General features: G+C 68.6%; 14 protein-coding genes, 1 pseudogene and 1 riboswitch. Of the genes and pseudogenes, 5 read left to right on the forward strand and 10 right to left on the reverse strand.

Features of this window, described 5'->3' with window-relative positions; translation table 11 throughout:
* Window positions 1-28: 28 nt before the first annotated feature.
* Genes AC0GNO_RS14385 through AC0GNO_RS14415 form a run of 7 tightly spaced genes read right to left on the reverse strand, consistent with a single transcriptional unit; the run spans window position 29 to window position 6,592 of the window.
* Window positions 29-1,024, reverse strand: coding sequence for a tripartite tricarboxylate transporter substrate binding protein (locus tag AC0GNO_RS14385; protein ID WP_472904434.1), 996 nt, complete (start codon window positions 1,022-1,024; stop codon window positions 29-31).
* 52 nt (window positions 1,025-1,076) lie between these two features.
* Complete coding sequence (locus AC0GNO_RS14390; protein WP_472904435.1) at window positions 1,077-2,057, reverse strand: Bug family tripartite tricarboxylate transporter substrate binding protein; 981 nt, start codon at window positions 2,055-2,057, stop codon at window positions 1,077-1,079.
* Between the two features lie 29 nt (window positions 2,058-2,086).
* The gene (locus AC0GNO_RS14395; RefSeq protein WP_472888293.1) at window positions 2,087-2,830 is read right to left on the reverse strand and encodes an enoyl-CoA hydratase/isomerase family protein; all 744 of its coding nucleotides are present in this window, start codon (window positions 2,828-2,830) and stop codon (window positions 2,087-2,089) included.
* 44 nt (window positions 2,831-2,874) lie between these two features.
* Window positions 2,875-4,074 carry a CaiB/BaiF CoA transferase family protein gene (locus AC0GNO_RS14400; RefSeq protein ID WP_472888294.1) on the reverse strand — a complete coding sequence of 400 codons (1,200 nt, stop codon included), beginning with the start codon at window positions 4,072-4,074 and terminating at the stop codon, window positions 2,875-2,877.
* Window positions 4,075-4,085: 11 nt separating this feature from the next.
* Complete coding sequence (locus AC0GNO_RS14405) at window positions 4,086-4,802, reverse strand: enoyl-CoA hydratase/isomerase family protein (protein WP_177134183.1); 717 nt, start codon at window positions 4,800-4,802, stop codon at window positions 4,086-4,088.
* Window positions 4,802-5,437: a cysteine dioxygenase family protein gene (locus AC0GNO_RS14410; protein ID WP_472904436.1), complete on the reverse strand. Its 636-nt coding sequence runs from the start codon at window positions 5,435-5,437 to the stop codon at window positions 4,802-4,804. Before AC0GNO_RS14410 ends, AC0GNO_RS14405 begins: the two co-directional genes overlap by 1 nt.
* A 3-nt stretch (window positions 5,438-5,440) precedes the next feature.
* The gene (locus AC0GNO_RS14415; protein ID WP_472888296.1) at window positions 5,441-6,592 is read right to left on the reverse strand and encodes a CaiB/BaiF CoA transferase family protein; all 1,152 of its coding nucleotides are present in this window, start codon (window positions 6,590-6,592) and stop codon (window positions 5,441-5,443) included.
* A gap of 185 nt (window positions 6,593-6,777) precedes the next feature.
* Here AC0GNO_RS14415 and AC0GNO_RS14420 point away from each other — a divergent pair, with 185 nt between their 5' ends.
* The 4 genes from AC0GNO_RS14420 (at window position 6,778) to AC0GNO_RS14435 (ending at window position 10,053) form a co-directional block, all read left to right on the forward strand.
* Window positions 6,778-7,551, forward strand: a complete 774-nt coding sequence (locus tag AC0GNO_RS14420; protein WP_472888297.1) for an IclR family transcriptional regulator — start codon at window positions 6,778-6,780, stop codon at window positions 7,549-7,551.
* A gap of 2 nt (window positions 7,552-7,553) precedes the next feature.
* Entirely contained in the window at window positions 7,554-8,594 is a 1,041-nt protein-coding gene (locus AC0GNO_RS14425) for a YeiH family protein (RefSeq protein WP_472888298.1), read from the forward strand.
* A gap of 186 nt (window positions 8,595-8,780) precedes the next feature.
* The gene (locus AC0GNO_RS14430) at window positions 8,781-9,056 is read left to right on the forward strand and encodes a DUF2164 domain-containing protein (protein ID WP_472904437.1); all 276 of its coding nucleotides are present in this window, start codon (window positions 8,781-8,783) and stop codon (window positions 9,054-9,056) included.
* 34 nt (window positions 9,057-9,090) lie between these two features.
* Window positions 9,091-10,053, forward strand: a complete 963-nt coding sequence (locus tag AC0GNO_RS14435) for a D-hexose-6-phosphate mutarotase (protein WP_472904438.1) — start codon at window positions 9,091-9,093, stop codon at window positions 10,051-10,053.
* Here the strand turns inward: AC0GNO_RS14435 and AC0GNO_RS14440 are convergent.
* The 3 genes and pseudogenes from AC0GNO_RS14440 to metH form a co-directional block, all read right to left on the reverse strand.
* A complete protein-coding gene (locus AC0GNO_RS14440) occupies window positions 10,004-10,735 on the reverse strand; it encodes a hypothetical protein (RefSeq protein WP_472904562.1) in 732 nt (243 codons plus the stop codon). The two genes, AC0GNO_RS14435 and AC0GNO_RS14440, sit on opposite strands and share 50 nt — an antisense overlap.
* A gap of 12 nt (window positions 10,736-10,747) precedes the next feature.
* Window positions 10,748-10,924 (reverse strand): annotated as a pseudogene (locus tag AC0GNO_RS14445) (DUF7577 domain-containing protein); the annotation flags it as partial.
* A gap of 136 nt (window positions 10,925-11,060) precedes the next feature.
* Window positions 11,061-13,757, reverse strand: a complete 2,697-nt coding sequence (metH, locus tag AC0GNO_RS14450) for a methionine synthase (RefSeq protein WP_472904556.1) — start codon at window positions 13,755-13,757, stop codon at window positions 11,061-11,063.
* 60 nt (window positions 13,758-13,817) lie between these two features.
* Window positions 13,818-13,937, reverse strand: a riboswitch (S-adenosyl-L-homocysteine riboswitch).
* 64 nt (window positions 13,938-14,001) lie between these two features.
* On the opposite strand from metH, the gene AC0GNO_RS14455 reads away from it, so the two are divergent.
* Window positions 14,002-15,597: a sigma-54-dependent Fis family transcriptional regulator gene (locus AC0GNO_RS14455; RefSeq protein WP_472904439.1), complete on the forward strand. Its 1,596-nt coding sequence runs from the start codon at window positions 14,002-14,004 to the stop codon at window positions 15,595-15,597.
* Window positions 15,598-15,678 lie beyond the last annotated feature (81 nt).

Genomic DNA, 15,678 nt, shown 5'->3' on the forward strand with positions numbered 1-15,678 from the left:
CCGCGGCTTCGCTGAGACCGACAGCGACTCACTCGATCTTGAGCCCGGTCTGTGCGATCAGGTTCTTGAAGAATGACGTTTCCTCACGGATGCCGCGCCCAAAGGCTTCGGCTCCCTTGTAATCCGGGTACTGGCTGAACTGGGCCATCAGGGCACGGGCGTCCGGTGCATTGACCGCCTTGCCGACTTCGGCGTCCATGCGGGCAATGATCGCCGGCGGCGTGCCACGCGGGGCAAAAACGCCGAACCAGGTGCCTCCGGGTATGTCCAGTTTCTGCTCGCGCAGCGTGGGAACGGCCGGCAGCTCGGGGTGGCGCTCGGGGCTGGTCACGGCCAGCGCCTTGAGGTTGCCCGACTTGATCTGGGCCAGCGCCACCGGGTCGTAGATCACGTCGATGCGCCCGCCCAGCAGGTCGGCCAGCGACTCGGCAGATCCTTTGTACGGCACATGGGTGAGCTGGATGCCGGTCTTGAGGTGCACGATCTCGCCGTTGATGTGCGTGGCCGTGCCCGCCCCGACCGAGCCGAAGTTCAGCTTGCCGGGGTCCTTCTTCGCCAACGCAATGAATTCGGCCATGGTGTTGGCCGGTAGATCCTTGCGTGCGGCCACCAGACCGTAGCTGCTGGACATCATGGCGACCGGCAGCAGGTCCTCCAGGGGGTCATAGGGCACCTTGCGCAACAGGGGGGTCAGGTTGACCACGGCATTGGGCGTCATCAGGAAGGTATAGCCATCGCCGGGACTTCGTGCGGCCTGTTGGGCGCCGATCGTGCCACCGGCGCCGGCCTTGTTCTCGATCACCAGGCTCTGGCCCAGGCTTGCCGCGACCTTGCTGCTGATAAGCCGTGCGATGGCATCGGCGTTGCCACCGGCCGGGTACGGCACGATGACCTTGATGGGCTGGGCTGGCCAGGCGGCCTGAGCCTGAGCCTGGGCTCCGGCGGCGGCCAGCGCGGCCGTCAGACCCACGGCCGTCAGCATGCCCAGACGGGTGAAGCGGGAAGTGACTTGCAGCAGTTTCATGGTTCGGGATCTTTCTTTGGTTCGATAACGTCGGTGCCAGGCTTTCGGCCTCTCAGTCCTCGGCATTCAGGCCGATGGCGGGCAGCAGTTCGCCGTAGAAGCGGAAGTCGTTGTCTACCCCGCGCATCAGTTCGGCCGGCGAGCCCCAGGCGGGCATGGCGCTGATGCGCTGCATGCGTGCCTGCGTGTCCGGCTCGGCCAGGGCGCGCTCCAGCGCCTTTGCCAGCTTGTCGGCAATGGCCTTGGGTGTGCCGGCGGGGGCAAACAGCCCCCACGACGCGCCGGTGGGCCGCTTCACCTGCAGCCCGGTCTCGGGCAGGCTGGGCACGTTGGGCAGCTCGGGATGGCGCTTGTCGGAGAAAGCAAACAGCGCCACGGCCCGCGCGCCCTTGGCCAGTTGCACGGTGGTGCCGTCGATCAGGAAGTCGATCTGCCCGCCCGTCAGCGCCGCCGCCGCGTCGGCTGAGCCCTTGAAGGGAACGTGCAGCATGTCGATGCCGGCATCGCGCTTGATGATTTCACCAGCGATATGCCCGAAGGACGAAAGGCCGGCCGATCCATACGTCAGCTTGCCCGGGTTGGCCTTGGCGACGCGGACCAGATCCGCCAGCGTGGCCACGCCCAGGTCCTTTCGCGCAGCCGCCACCGCCACGTAGTCGGCAATCGCGCCCAGCGGTTCGAAGCTGCGCTTAGGATCAAAAGGCAACTTCTTGCGCAGGTGCGGCAGCACGGTGAAGGCCGTGATCGCGCCGAGTAGCAGCGTGTAGCCATCAGGGGCGGCGCGTGCCACCAGTTCGGTGCCGATCTGGGTCGTGCCGCCGGGTTTGTTGTCCACGATGATGGTGGCGTTGAGCTGGGCAGCGATCCGCTCGGCCACGATGCGGCCAAGGTTGTCGCTGTTGCCGCCCGGTGGGTAAGGCACCACCAGCTTGATCGGCCGGCTGGGCCAGTTGTCCTGCGCGAAGGCCAGGCGTGTTGCGGGCAGGGCCAGCAGCAGGGCGGTGGCGTGGCGGCGTGAAATGGAAAGGGTCATGGTGCGGGTTCTTTCTTTCAGGTGGAGGTTCATCGGCCCTGGAAACTGGGGCGGCGCTTTTCCTTGAAGGCCCGCAGCGATTCCTCGGCGTCGGCGCTGTCGCGCACGATGGCGAGGTCGCGGTTGGCCCGGGCCATGCGCTCGGACGGGCCCTGCGGCAACACGCCCTCGTTCACAAAACGCTTGAGCGTCCTGAGCACCAGGGGCGAGAAGGTGGCAATCTCGCGCGCCATGGCCAGCGCACGCTCCACCTGCTGCCCGGTGGGAACGATTTCGTTAGCCAGGCCCACGTGGTAGGCACGCTGTGCGTCCAGCGTCTTGCACAGCAGGATCATCTCCATGGCCACCTTGTGCGGGATGCGCGCGGCCAGACCGGCGATCATCCCGCCGGTGAACCCCACGGCCGCCTCGGGGTAGGAGAACTTCGCGTTGTCGGCGGCGACCAGCAGGTCGCACATCATCACCAGCACCAGGGCCCCGCCGACGCAGTGCCCGCCCACGGCGGCAATCACGGGCTTTTCAGTGGTGATGCCCACCGTGGGAATGCAGCGCCAGAGCTCGGGAATGTTGGTGAGGTCAGCGCCACCGGAAAAAGCAGCGTCACCGGTGCCCGTGACGACGGCCACACGCTGGCTGTCGGTGGCGTCAAAGGCGGCGAAGGCCTGTTGCAGTTCGATGGCCGTGGTGGCGCAGATGGCGTTGCGCTTTTCCGGGCGGTTGATGGCGATCAGCGTGGTGCCGTCGGGGAAATCGGTGACGGAGACTTTTTCCATGAAGGATTCCTTGCGTCGTGAATGGGCAGTGGAAGGGTGAAGGTTCAGACGACGCCGACCTGGTGCAGGCGGGCCACCTCGGCCTCGGGGTAACCGAGTTCGGACAGGATCTCGTCGGTGTTGGCGCCCGGCAGCACGGCCGGCCGGTCGATGCCGCCGCTGCCATGCGCCAGGGTGAAGGCGGGCCCGACCAGTTGCACCGGGCCGTGGGGGGTTGCGGTCTCGCGCAGCAGGCCGCGATGCACCACCTGCGGATGCGCCAGGATCTCCGGCAGGGTGTACACGGTGGCGCAGGGCACGTCGGCGGCGGTCAGGCGTTGTTCCCAGACCTTGGGGTCGCCGCCATCCATCGCGCTTTCGATGATCTCGCGCAACACCTGGGCGTTCTCGGTACGGGTGAACCAGTCGGCAAAGCGCGCGTCGTCCAGCAGGTCGGCACGCCCCAGGGCTTCCAGCATCTTGTTGAACTGCTTGTCGGTCAGCACCGCTAGCACGATGAAGCCATCGCCGCAGCGGAAGCGGTCCGCGGTAGGCTTGCGGCTCACCGAGCGGTTGCCGAACTGGGTGTGCCGGAAACCATCCACCGTGTACTCGGCCACAGGCAGGCTGAGAAAGTTCAGCATCGAGTCCAGCATGGACACGTCAACGAACTGCCCTTCGCCGGTGTGCGTGCGCTGGTAGAGCGCCGTGGCCACGGCGAACGCGGCCATCATGCCGGCCGTCACGTCGGCGGCGGCAAAGCCAGCGCGCATGGGACCGCCCTCGGGGTCTCCCGTAAGCGACATCAGCCCGGACATGGCCTGGATCTTGCCGTCGAAGCTGGCCGTGCCCCGCTCGGGCCCGGTGCTGCCGAAGCCGGAGATGGCGCAGTAGATCAGGCGCGGGTTGAGTGCGCTGAGCTGCTGGTAGCCCATGCCCAGGCGCTCCAGCACGCCGGGGCGGAAGTTCTCGCAGACCACGTCGGCCTCGGCCGCCAGTTTGTGGATGATCTCCACGGCCTCGGGCTTGGACAGGTCCAGCACCATGCTGCGCTTGTTGGCATTGACGGCCATCCAGCCGGGTGACAGACCGCGATCCGACCAGGTCTTGGACACCGGTGACAGGCGCATGCCGTCCCCGCCCTGCGGCTCGATCTTGATCACATCGGCGCCCTGCAGCGCGAGCTGGAACGTGCCAAAGGGGCCGGCCAGGTAGTGGGTGAAGTCCAGGATGCGGACGTTGGAGAAGGCTTTGGCGTTGTTCATGGGTCGGGCTTTCAGGCGCGCAGTGCGGCCAAGTAATCGGTCATGCGTTGTTTCAGTCCGGGCCGCGCAGCGGAGGCCACCAGTTCGTCCATGTCACGCCCGGCGGCATCGGCCCGGGTGAGTCGCCGGATGGCGCCGGCGGTGGTGCGGTCGATGGGTCCGGGCAGGTGCTCGCGCCATGCCTCGGCGAGGTGCTCCGCCTCCACGAGGTCCGTGGCCAGCCCCGCCGCGCAGGCGGCCCCGGCATCGACGTGGGCGCTGTCGAGCACCCAGCGGCGCGCGGCGTCGCCACCGACTCGCTCGGCCAGCCGCCGCGTGCCCAGCACGATGCCGAAGCGCGCGCCGGGAAAACGGAAGCTGGCTCCTGGCGTGGCCAGGCGCAGCTCGCAGGCGGCAAACAGGTCGGCGCCCGCGCCCCAAGTGCGACCCTGCGCCAGCGCGATGGTGCGGATGGGCGCCTGCCAGACGGCCTGCAGCAGTTGCTCCACCCGCACGAAGCGCTGCAGCAGGTCGGCCTCGCTGCTGGTGGCCAGGTCGGAGAGATCGAAGCCGGTGCAGAAATGCGCGCCGCTGGCCTGGAACACCAGGCTGTCGACGCCGGGGTCGCTGCTGAGTTGCAGCACCTGTTCCAGCAACGCGTCCACCAGCTCGACCGACAGCGCGTTGCCTCGCGCGGGACGGTCCAGCGTCAGCACCGCCGTGCGGTCATGCCGTTCGTGCCGCAGCATCAGGACACCGCCTTGCGGGCTTCGGCCGAACGGTCCCACAGGTTGGGCACCACGGTGGACGAGTAGCCCGAGACGAAAGGCCGTTCCACGCCATCGGCGTCGAGCAGGCTGCGGTGGATCGCGCCAATGTTGCCGCCATAGACGTGGATGCTGATCGAGGACTGGCCCTCCAGCGCATTGCCCACGCGGTGCCAGTCGCCCACCGTGGGCGAGACGGCCTCGATGGCCCCGGCCTTCAGCGCGTGGGTCAGGCCCGTGGAGCGCACGCCGTCGGCCGTGGGCTCGAACTCGTCGCAGGTCTCCTGCCCGCGCAGCACGCCGACCACGCCCCAGACGGTGTGGTTGTGGACCGGCGTGCGCTGCCCCGGCCCCCAGACAAAGCTCACCACGGAGAAACGCTCCAGCGGATCGCAATGCAGCAGGTGCTGGGCGTAGGTGCCCTGGCCGGGCTGGGCAAAGGCCTCGGGCAGCCAGCGGTCACTGGCGATCAGTTGGGCCATCAGCGTTCGGACCTGCGGCAGCAGCGCGCCCTCGGGCAGGTCCTGCCCGACCAGCGCGGTCATGCCAGCCACGAACTCGCGCAGCGGGCGGATGGTGTCGGTCTCGGTGTCCGTCGGGTTCGTCGGGTTCGTCATGGCTCAGTCTTTCCGGAGCAAGGCCTTGAGGGCCTCGGTGTCTTCGCCCAGGGCGGGCGGACGGGTTTCGTGCGGGATGGGTTCGCCGTTGATGCGGATCGGCGAACCCACGGTACGCGTGGCGCGGCCATTGGGCAGCGTCATGTCGCGCACCAGCTGCAGGTGCACGGTCTGCGGATCGGCCAGGGCCTCGGCATAACCGTTGATCGGCGCGCTGGGCACGCCGGCCGCGGCGAAGTGTTCGAGCCAGTGGGCCACGGGCCGCGCCGCGAAGGGACCGTCGAGCAGCGCCTTCAGGGCCGCCTGGTTGGCGGCGCGCAGCGTGGGGGTGGTGAAGCGCGGGTCGTCGAGCAGTTCGGCCGTGCCGACGACATCGCACACCGAACGCCACAGCTTGTTGTTGCCCGCGGCGATCGCGAACCAGCCGTCGCTGGCCTGGTAGGCCTGGTAAGGCGCGTTGCGCGGATGGGCCGACCCCAGCTTGCGGGGGTTCTGGCCGGTGCCGAAATACTCGCTGGTCTGCAACGCCGAGATGGCGATGGTCGCGCCGACCATCGGCACGTCGATCCAGCCGCCCGGACCACCGGCGCGCACCCGGCTGAGCATGGCGCTGATCGCATAGGCCGCATACAGCCCGGAAGCAAAGTCGGCGATCGGCACGCCAGCCTTGACCGGTGCGCCGTCGGGCTCGCCCGTGACGCTCATGACGCCGGCACCGGCCTGGATGGTCAGGTCGAACCCGCCTTCGGCTCCGCGCGGGCCGTCCTGCCCGTAGGCCGAGATCGAGCAGTAGATCAGTGACGGCTTGCGCGAAGCAAACCAGTCCCAGTCCAGCCCCAGGCGCCGCATCACGCCGGGGCGCGTGTTCTCGACCAGCACGTCGGACCGCAGCACCAGGTCGCGCGCCAGGTCGCGGTCCACGGGATTCTTCAGGTCCAGCACCACCGATTTCTTCCCCCGGTTGATGGAGGCGAAGTTCTCGCTGTAGCCCTGGGTCAGCGGTGGCCACTGGCGCATGGCATCGCCCTCGGGCGGCTCGACCTTGGTGACCGAGGCGCCGAAGTCGGCCAGCAACATGCCGCAGAAGGGCCCCGCGGCAACCTGGCAGAACTCGACCACCTGGACACCTTGCAGAAGTGGGAGTGCACCGGTCATCGGGACACCTGCCTGCGCGCCACATCGGGTTGGCGCATCCGGATTGAGATTGGAGGATTCATGCCGAAAATTTACGGCGTTCCCAAATAAGGGACAAATGTTCCGTTTTGTAGAACTTCATAGAATTTGCATATGCACCGAACATCTGAACGAACCACCGGATCTGCCACCGGGAGGGTGGGGCCATGAACAACACGCTGATCAAGGGCCTGGCACTGCTGGAGGTCGTGGCCCGCGCGCAAAGGCCCCTGGGCGTCACGGAGCTGGCAGCACAGCTGGGCATCGCCAAGAGCCATGCGCACCGCCTGCTGCAGGGGCTGGTCGAGCTGAAATACGTACAGCACGACCCGGCCACCCGGGGTTACGCCGCGTCGGTGCGGCTGTGGGAACTGGGCAGCTCGGTGCTGGAGGGGCTGGACCTGCGGCGGATTGCTCAGCCGTACATGGAGGCCCTGCTGGAGCAGACGCGTGAGACCGTCCACCTGTCGGTGCTGGATGGCGCCGAAGTCGTGTACGTGCACAAGATCGAGAGCCACGAACCGGTGCGCGCCTACAGCCAGATCGGCGGCCGCGCGCCAGCGCATTGCGTGGCCACGGGCAAGGCCCTGCTCGCCTGGCTGGGCGCGGCGCGCTTGGCCGATCTGGCGAGCGGCATCGAGCGCTACACGCCCCGCACCATCGTTGAAGAAGCGGCCTTCCTGCGCGAGATGGATCGGGTGCGCAAGCAGGGCTACGCCGTCAACCGCGGCGAGTGGCGCGAGAGCGTGGGCGGAATTGGCGCACCGATCCGCGACATCCAGGGCCATGTGATCGCCGCCGTCGGCATCTCGGGCCCCATCGCGCGCATCAAGCCGTCCATGTTCAAGGCCCTCGCAGGCCCGGTGGTGGCGGCGGCACAGTGCATTTCCGTGGGCCTGGGGGCCAACCCCCTGGCCAACCAGCAGCTCTGGAACACCTGAGCATGTGGCGCGCCCCCTGGAACCGTGCCCGGCGCCTCGCCCCGGGCCTGCTGCTGTGCGCCGTGGTGGCGCTGTCGGCCACCTTCGTGGCCGAGCACTACGGTGGCCCTCAGCTGCTCTATGCCCTGCTCATCGGCCTGGCCTTTCACTTCCTCTCGCGCGACCCCAAAATCCGGCCTGGCATCGATTTCTGCGGGCGCACCCTGTTGCGCGCCGGCGTCGCCCTGCTGGGCCTGCGCATCACGTTCACCCAGATCTCCGCCCTGGGCTGGGGCACCGGCGCACTCACCGCCCTGGGTGTGGTCTCCACCATCGCCCTGGGCCTGTTGCTGGCCCACCTGCTGCGCCGCCCGGTGGCCGAGGGTCTGGTCTCAGGCTGCGCCGTGGGCATCTGCGGCGCCTCCGCCGCGCTGGCCGTCTCCTCCGTGCTGCCCCAGACCCGCGAGAACGAGCGCTTCACGCTGCTGGCCGTGGTCGGCGTGACGCTGTTGTCCACCCTTGCCATGGTGCTGTACCCCCTGGCTTCCTCCCTGATGGGCCTGACACCCGCACAAGCCGGCGTGTTCTTCGGCGCCACCATCCATGACGTGGCCCAGGTGGTGGCCGCCGGCATGATGCTGTCGAATGCGGGCGACACGGCCGCAGCCGACAGTGCCACCGTGATCAAGGTGTTCCGCGTGATGCTGCTGATGCCCGTGGTGCTGCTCGTGGCCATGGCGATGCGCCCGCCCGCCAGCGCCGCCGGTGCCGTCGACAAGGCGTCCGAAGACCTGTCGGTACCGCTGGTACCGGGTTTTCTGCTGGCGTTCATCGTGTGCATGCTGCTCGCCACTTCGGGTCTGGTACCTGCGGCGGTTTCCAGCACGGCCAGCCAGGCTTCACGCTGGCTGCTGGTGGTGGCGATTGCCGCGGCCGGGGTGAAGACCAGTTTCGAGGACCTGTTCCGGCTTGGCTGGATGCCCGTGGCCATGCTGGTCACCGAGACCCTGTGGATCGCGCTCTTCGCCGGTGCCGGGCTGTTGTTGATGGCGCGCCTGGGCTGAGCGCCGACAGCTCGCGGGACCGGTGTCAGCGAAGCGCAGGTCGACCGCACCGCCACCCCCCGCAGAGACATTGCCTTCGATGTTCACGCCCTCTGGCAGGACAACGTGTTCGACTTCCGCCCCCCGACCTCGCCGAAACATCCGCTCGACACGCCCAGCACCCATGCCAGCACAAGGCCACCCACCATGACCATCGAACTCTCCAAAGAAGCCCGCCAGCAGGCGATCAGCTCCATCGAACGCTATTTCCGCGAACACATGGACGAGCCCATCGGCAACGTGGCCGCGGGTGGCTTGCTGAACTTCTTCCTGAAAGAGATTGGCCCCTGCGTCTACAACCGGGCGGTGGCCGATGCCCAGGAGCGCATGCTGGCCCGGACGCAAGAGCTGGACATTGACGTGCACGAGGACGAGTTCGGTTATTGGAAGGCCGCCGTCCGCCCCACGGGCCGCCGCACCTGAGGCGGCACCGGCCCCGCCCGCTACAGTCGGGGCCATGGACGCACCCGACACCGCCCTTCTCGACACCCTGAACGCCCGCCACGGGCTGCCCGGCCAGCTGCGGTTTGCCGCAGGGCCTGGTGGCCTGCCTTTCGTGCAGATCCACAACGGGCACGCCGAGGCGCAGGTGTCGGTCTATGGCGGCCAGGTGTTGCGGTTCCGGCAGCGCGGTGCCGTCAGCGACCTGCTGTTCGTGAGCCCACAGGCCACGTACCAGACCGGCAAGGCGATCCGGGGCGGCGTGCCGGTGTGCTGGCCCTGGTTCGGCGCCGACCCGCAAGCGCTGGGTCGGCCCAACCACGGCCTGGCGCGCACGCGCCTGTGGTCGGTGGCCAGCACGGCGACCCTGCCGGATGGCGCCACCCGCCTCACCCTGGCGCTGACGGACACACCCGACACACGCGCCGTCTGGCCCCACGCCTTTGAGCTGACACTGGAGATCACGGTGGGCGCCGCGCTGCGGCTATCGCTGAGCACGCGCAACACGGGCGGGGCACCCTTCGCCATCACGCAGGCGCTGCACACCTACCTCGCCGTGAGCGATGTGGCGCAAACCACCGTGAACGGGCTCGACGGCTGCCGCTACCTGGACAAGGCCGCCGGCGCCCACGGCGCGATCACACAGCAGCAAGGCGCGGTGCGCTTCGCGGGCGAAGTGGACCGCATCTACACCGGGGCACCCGCCGAACTGGACATCGTGGATGGCGCTTCAGGCCATACGCTGCGCATCAGCGCCGAGGGCAGCCGCACCGCCGTGGTGTGGAACCCGGGGGCGGCGCTGGCGGCCGGCATGGCCGACCTGGCGGACGGCGACTACCGGCGCTTTGTCTGCGTGGAAACCGCCAACGCGGCGGACGAGGTGGTGACGCTGCCACCCGGCGGCGAGCACCGGCTGGTGGCCCAGATGTTCACTGTGCCGACGCGCTTCGGCGGTCCTCTTCCATCTCACGGAACCTGACGCAGGTCGGGTCACGGGCAAACGACGCTTTGCCGCACTCGCGCAGGCGACACAGGTCCCGGGTGAAAAAGTTGCTGCTGCTGGCGCAGGCGAGTTCCACCGTGGCGGCCGGCGCCGCGGGCGGCGCGGCGGCTCCGGTTGTTGCCACCGCTGGCGTCGCCGCCGAGGGCTGTGGCGGCGATGCCGCTGTGGGTGCCGCCGGGGCGGCAGAAGCCGCTGCCGTGGCCGCCGCTGTGGCTTCGGCGCGGCGCCTGGCCAGCTCGGCGCGCCGGTGCTGCTCCGCCGCCGCGGCCGCGCGCTGTTGCTCCAGCGCTGCGGTGTGTGCCCGGTCCTCGCGCTCCAGGCGTTCCAGCGACAGCCGCAGGCGCTCGGCCTCCGAGAGGTGCGCCGCGTCGCCGGGCGCCGGTAAGGTGTCGGCGAGGTCCACCGTGACGAACCCTCCGGGGGCTGCCTGGGTCTGCGCCGGGGCCAGCGCCGCAGGTCCTTTCGCTGGCGCCGGTGCGGTGGCCTCGGGCGTGGCGGCCCGCGATGCCGACCCGCTGGTGTGGCTCAGCTTCCACCAGGTGCCGACGCCCGCGAGCACCAGCACCAGCCCCCAGAGCACCACCTTCCGTTTCGCGGCACCCGCGGCCGGCAACGCCGGCATCGAACGGTGCGACGCAGAAGCGGGCAAGAGGGGCACACCGCAAGCCTGACAAAACCGGGCGGTGGCCGGGTTGTTCGTCTGACAGGCCGGGCAGACGGGCTTCGATGGCAGGGGGCGCGTGTGAGCCGCATGGGGCACGGCAACCGGTGCCAGGGGCGCAGTGCATCCCCGGCAAAACCTTGCCCTGTCCCGGTTCTCCGCACCGCACGCCTGACACACCACCATGGTTCATCCACCCGCTGAAGCTCAGGGCGCTTTCTAGCACGGCGTGCGACAGGTGCACAACCGCCGGCGTGCCAGCGGGTGAATCACTGGCGCGGGCGGTTGGTCGGCGCCCGGAACGGACGTCCGGTCGGGGTGCTCAGAGGTTGGTGCCGAGCCAGCGCTTGAGCTCACCCTCGGCCACGCCGCTGCGCTGCGCCAGGTCCTGCACCTGGTCATCGCCCAGCTTGCCGACGTTGAAGTAGGTGCTGTCGGGGTGGCTCAGGTAGAAGCCGCTGACGCTGGCGGCGGGCGTCATGGCGAGGCTTTCGGTCAGGGCCATGCCGATCTCGTCGGCCTGCAGCAGCGCGAACATCGCGCGCTTGACCGAGTGGTCCGGGCAGGCCGGGTAGCCGGGCGCGGGGCGGATGCCCTGGTACTTCTCCTTGATCAGGTCTTCGCTACCGAGCGCTTCATCGGCCGCGTAGCCCCAGAGGTCGGTGCGCACGCGGTGGTGCAGGCACTCGGCGAAGGACTCGGCCAGGCGGTCGGCCAGCGCCTTGAACAGGATGGCGTTGTAGTCGTCGTGCGCATCGAGGAACTGCTGCTCTTTCTTCTCGGCGCCCAGGCCGGCGGTGACGGCGAACAGGCCCACGTAGTCGTCGGCCACGCCCTTGGGCGCCACGAAGTCGGCCAGGCAGCGGCTCGGGCGCATGACGCCGTCCACGTCCTGCTTCTCGGTCTGCTGGCGCAGGCCGTGCCAGGTGAGCGCGACCTGGCTGCGGGTTTCGTCGGTGTAGAGCTGGATGTCGTCGTCGTTCACCGTGTTGGCCGGGTAGAGGCCGATCACGCCGTTGGCGCTGAGCCAGCGGCCTTCGATGATCTTCTTCAGCATGGCCTGCGCGTCGGCAAACACCTTGCGCGCCTGCTCGCCCACCACTTCATCTTGCAGGATGGCGGGGTACGGGCCGGCCAAATCCCAGGTCTGGAAGAACGGCGCCCAGTCGATGTATTTCGCGATCTCGGCGAGGTCGAAGTTCTTGAACTGGCGCTTGCCGATGAACTTGGGTTGGGTGGGTTTGAAGCTGGCCCAGTCGATCGGTGTCTTGTTGGCGCGCGCCTTGTCCAGCGGCCACAGCGTGACCTGCTTCTTGTTGGCGTGTTGTGTGCGCACCTTGTTGTAGTCGGCGTTGAGCTCGGCGATGTAGGTCGCAGCCTGGTCGCTCAGCAGGCCCTGCGCCACGCTCACGCTGCGCGACGCGTCCGGCACGTACACCACAGGGCCGCTGTAGTGCGGCGCGATCTTCACGGCGGTGTGCACGCGGCTGCAGGTGGCGCCGCCGATCAGCAGCGGGATCTGCTTCTCGCGGAAGTGCGCGTCCTTCTCCATCTCGCTGGCCACGTACTGCATCTCTTCGAGGCTGGGCGTGATCAGGCCCGAGAGGCCCACGATGTCCGCGCCCTCTTCCCTGGCCTTGGCCAGGATCTCGTGGCAGGGCACCATCACGCCCATGTTCACGACCTCGAAGTTGTTGCACTGGAGCACGACGGTGACGATGTTCTTGCCGATGTCGTGCACGTCGCCCTTGACGGTGGCGATGACGATCTTGCCCTTGGTCTTCACGTCCTGGCCGGCGGCGGCCTGGGCCAGCTTTTCGGCTTCGATGTAGGGCAGCAGGTGGGCCACGGCCTGCTTCATCACGCGCGCGCTTTTCACCACCTGCGGCAGGAACATCTTGCCCTGGCCGAACAGGTCGCCGACCACGTTCATGCCGTCCATCAGCGGGCCTTCGATCACGTTCAGCGGGCGGCCGCCGTCGCGCTCGATCTCGCGCCACATTTCCTCGGTGTCTTCGCTGATGAACTCGTTCATGCCGCGCACCAGCGCGTGGCTCAGGCGCTCGCGGATCGGCAGCGCGCGCCACTCGTTCTTCTTGCTGTCGTCCTTGGCCGCACCCTTGGCGTTTTCGGCCACTTCAACGAGCCGCTCGCCGGCGTCGGGCCGGCGGTTCAAGACCACGTCTTCCACCCGCTCGCGCAGTTCGGGCTCCAGCTCGTCGTACACGCCCACCATGCCGGCGTTGACGATGCCCATGTCCATGCCGGCTTTGATGGCGTGGTACAGGAACACGGTGTGGATGGCCTCGCGCACCGGGTCGTTGCCGCGGAAGCTGAACGACACGTTGGACACGCCGCCGCTCACCTTGGCACCCGGCAGGTGTTGCTTGATCCAGCGCGTGGCGTTGATGAAATCGACCGCGTAGTTGTTGTGCTCTTCGATGCCGGTGGCAATCGCAAAAATGTTGGGGTCGAAGATGATGTCTTCGGGCGGAAAGCCGACCTCGTCCACCAGGATGCGGTAGGCGCGCTCGCAGATCTCGATCTTGCGTTGATAGGTATCGGCCTGGCCCTTTTCGTCGAAGGCCATCACCACCGCGGCGGCGCCGTAGCGCTTGACCAGCCCGGCCTGGCGCTTGAACTCGTCCACGCCCTCTTTCATGCTGATCGAGTTGACGACGCCCTTGCCCTGCACGCAGCGCAGACCGGCCTCGATCACCTCCCACTTCGAGCTGTCCACCATCACCGGCACGCGCGCGATGTCGGGCTCGCCAGCGATCAGGTTCAGGAACTTCACCATCGCGGCCTTGCTGTCGAGCATGGCCTCGTCCATGTTGATGTCGATCACCTGCGCGCCGTTTTCCACCTGCTGGCGCGCCACGGCCAGCGCCTGCTCGTACTCGCCGTTCAGGATCATGCGGGCGAAGGCCTTGGAGCCGGTGACGTTGGTGCGCTCGCCCACGTTGACGAACAGGCTGCCTTCGCCGATGCGCAGCGGCTCCAGGCCGGACAGCAGCATGGGGGGAACGGGTACGGAAGAAATCACGTCGGACATGGGGCTCACCAGAAAGGGTTCTGAAACTGGTGAGCGCCGTTGGGGCCGGTCTGGCCGGCAGGGCGATGAAAGCCCGGACTCTCAAGCCTGACACCGGCCCCGACACAAGCGCGTCGGGGTGGCGCTGCAGCGCTCCTTGAGAGGCCATGATTTTAGCCGCCAACCGCCAGCGCACGCATCTGGTGCGATGTTTGCTAGCTCCCCGGGCATGCCCCCCCACCGCACCGACCCCGACACCCCCGCCACCGACTGGCACGCCCAGGAGCTGCTGCTCATGCGCGAGGTGATGAAGCTGGTGGGCCGCAGCCTGGCGCCGGCTTTCGTGCTGCGCGAGATGCTGCACCTCATGAGCGAGCTGCTGGGCCTGAACCGGGGCCGCATGGTGCTGGCCGACGAACCGGTGCCGGGGCAGGAGCGCACGGCCTCCGTCCGCCACGCCTACGGCCTCACCGCCCTTGAGGCGGCGCGCGGCGTGTTCCGCTGGGGCGAAGGCATCACCGGGCGGGTGCTGGCCAGCGGGTTGCCGGCCATCGTGCAGGATGTGGACGCCGAGCCGCTGTTCCTCTTTCGCACCGTCACTCGCACCGAGATGCCGCCGCAGACCGTGGCCTTCATCGCGCTGCCGATCGAGGTGAACGGCGCCACCGTCGGCGTGCTGGCCTGCCACCGCATCCGCAGCCGCCAGCGCCACCTGAACGACGACCTGGCGCTGCTGCGCATCCTGGCCACGCTGGCCGGCCAGCTGCTGCAGCTGGAGCAGCTGGTGGCCGAAGAGCGGCGCCAACTGGCCGCGCGCAACGAAGCGCTGGAGCACGCGCTCGACGTGGGCAGCGCGCGCTACGGACTGATCGGCCGCTCGCCCGCGCTGCTGCAGGCGCTGGGCGAGCTGGAGCGCGTCTCGCAGTCGCAGGCCACGGTGCTGCTGCTGGGCGAATCGGGCACCGGCAAGGAGCTGTTTGCCCGCGCGGTGCACCTGGCCAGCGGCCGGCGCGACCAGCCTTTCATCAAGGTCAACTGTTCGGCCATTCCGGACACGCTGTTTGAATCGGAACTGTTCGGCTACGAGCGCGGTGCCTTCACCGGCGCGAGCACGGCGCGCGCGGGCTGGTTCGAGCAGGCCAACAGCGGCACCATCTTCCTGGACGAGATCGGCGAACTGCCACTGGCCATGCAGAGCAAGCTGCTGCGCACCCTGCAGGAAGGCACGCTGGTGCGCCTGGGCGGCACGCGCGAGATCCGCATCGACGTGCGGCTGGTCGCGGCCACCAACCGCGACCTGGCGCGCGAGGTGCAGGCCGGCGGCTTCCGGCAGGACCTGTATTACCGCCTCAACGTGATCCCGATCCGCCTGCCCAGCCTGCGCGAGCGGCGCGAAGACGTGCGCGCGCTGGCGCTGCATTTCGTGAGCCGCGCCAACCAGGCGCACCAGCGCAACGTCAACCTCGCGCCCGACGCGCTGGCGCGGCTGGAAGCGCACGACTGGCCCGGCAACATCCGCGAGCTGGGCAATTTGATCGAGCGCCTGGTGCTGCTGGCCGACCACACGCTGGTGACGGCCGCGGCGCTGGAGCGCTTCATGCCCGAGGCGCTGGCCGACGCGGCGCCCGCCTCGGCCCCGATCGCGCCCGCCCAGCCCGCCGGCGCCGGGCTGGTGCGCGACTACCAAAGCGCGGGCTCACACAACGCGCAGACCCTGCAAGAAGCGCTGACCCGCCACCAGGGCAACCAGTCGCGCGCGGCGCAAAGCCTGGGGCTCACGCTGCGGCAGTTTGGCTACCGGCTGAGGAAGGCGGGTTTGCGGTGAAGGGCCGGGGTGAAGGCCTGGAGTGAAAGCCCGCGCCAGCGATCTGTGACAGCATCTGTGCCATTCCCCAAGACCCCCAAG

This window comes from Hydrogenophaga sp. L310 (assembly GCF_055703065.1).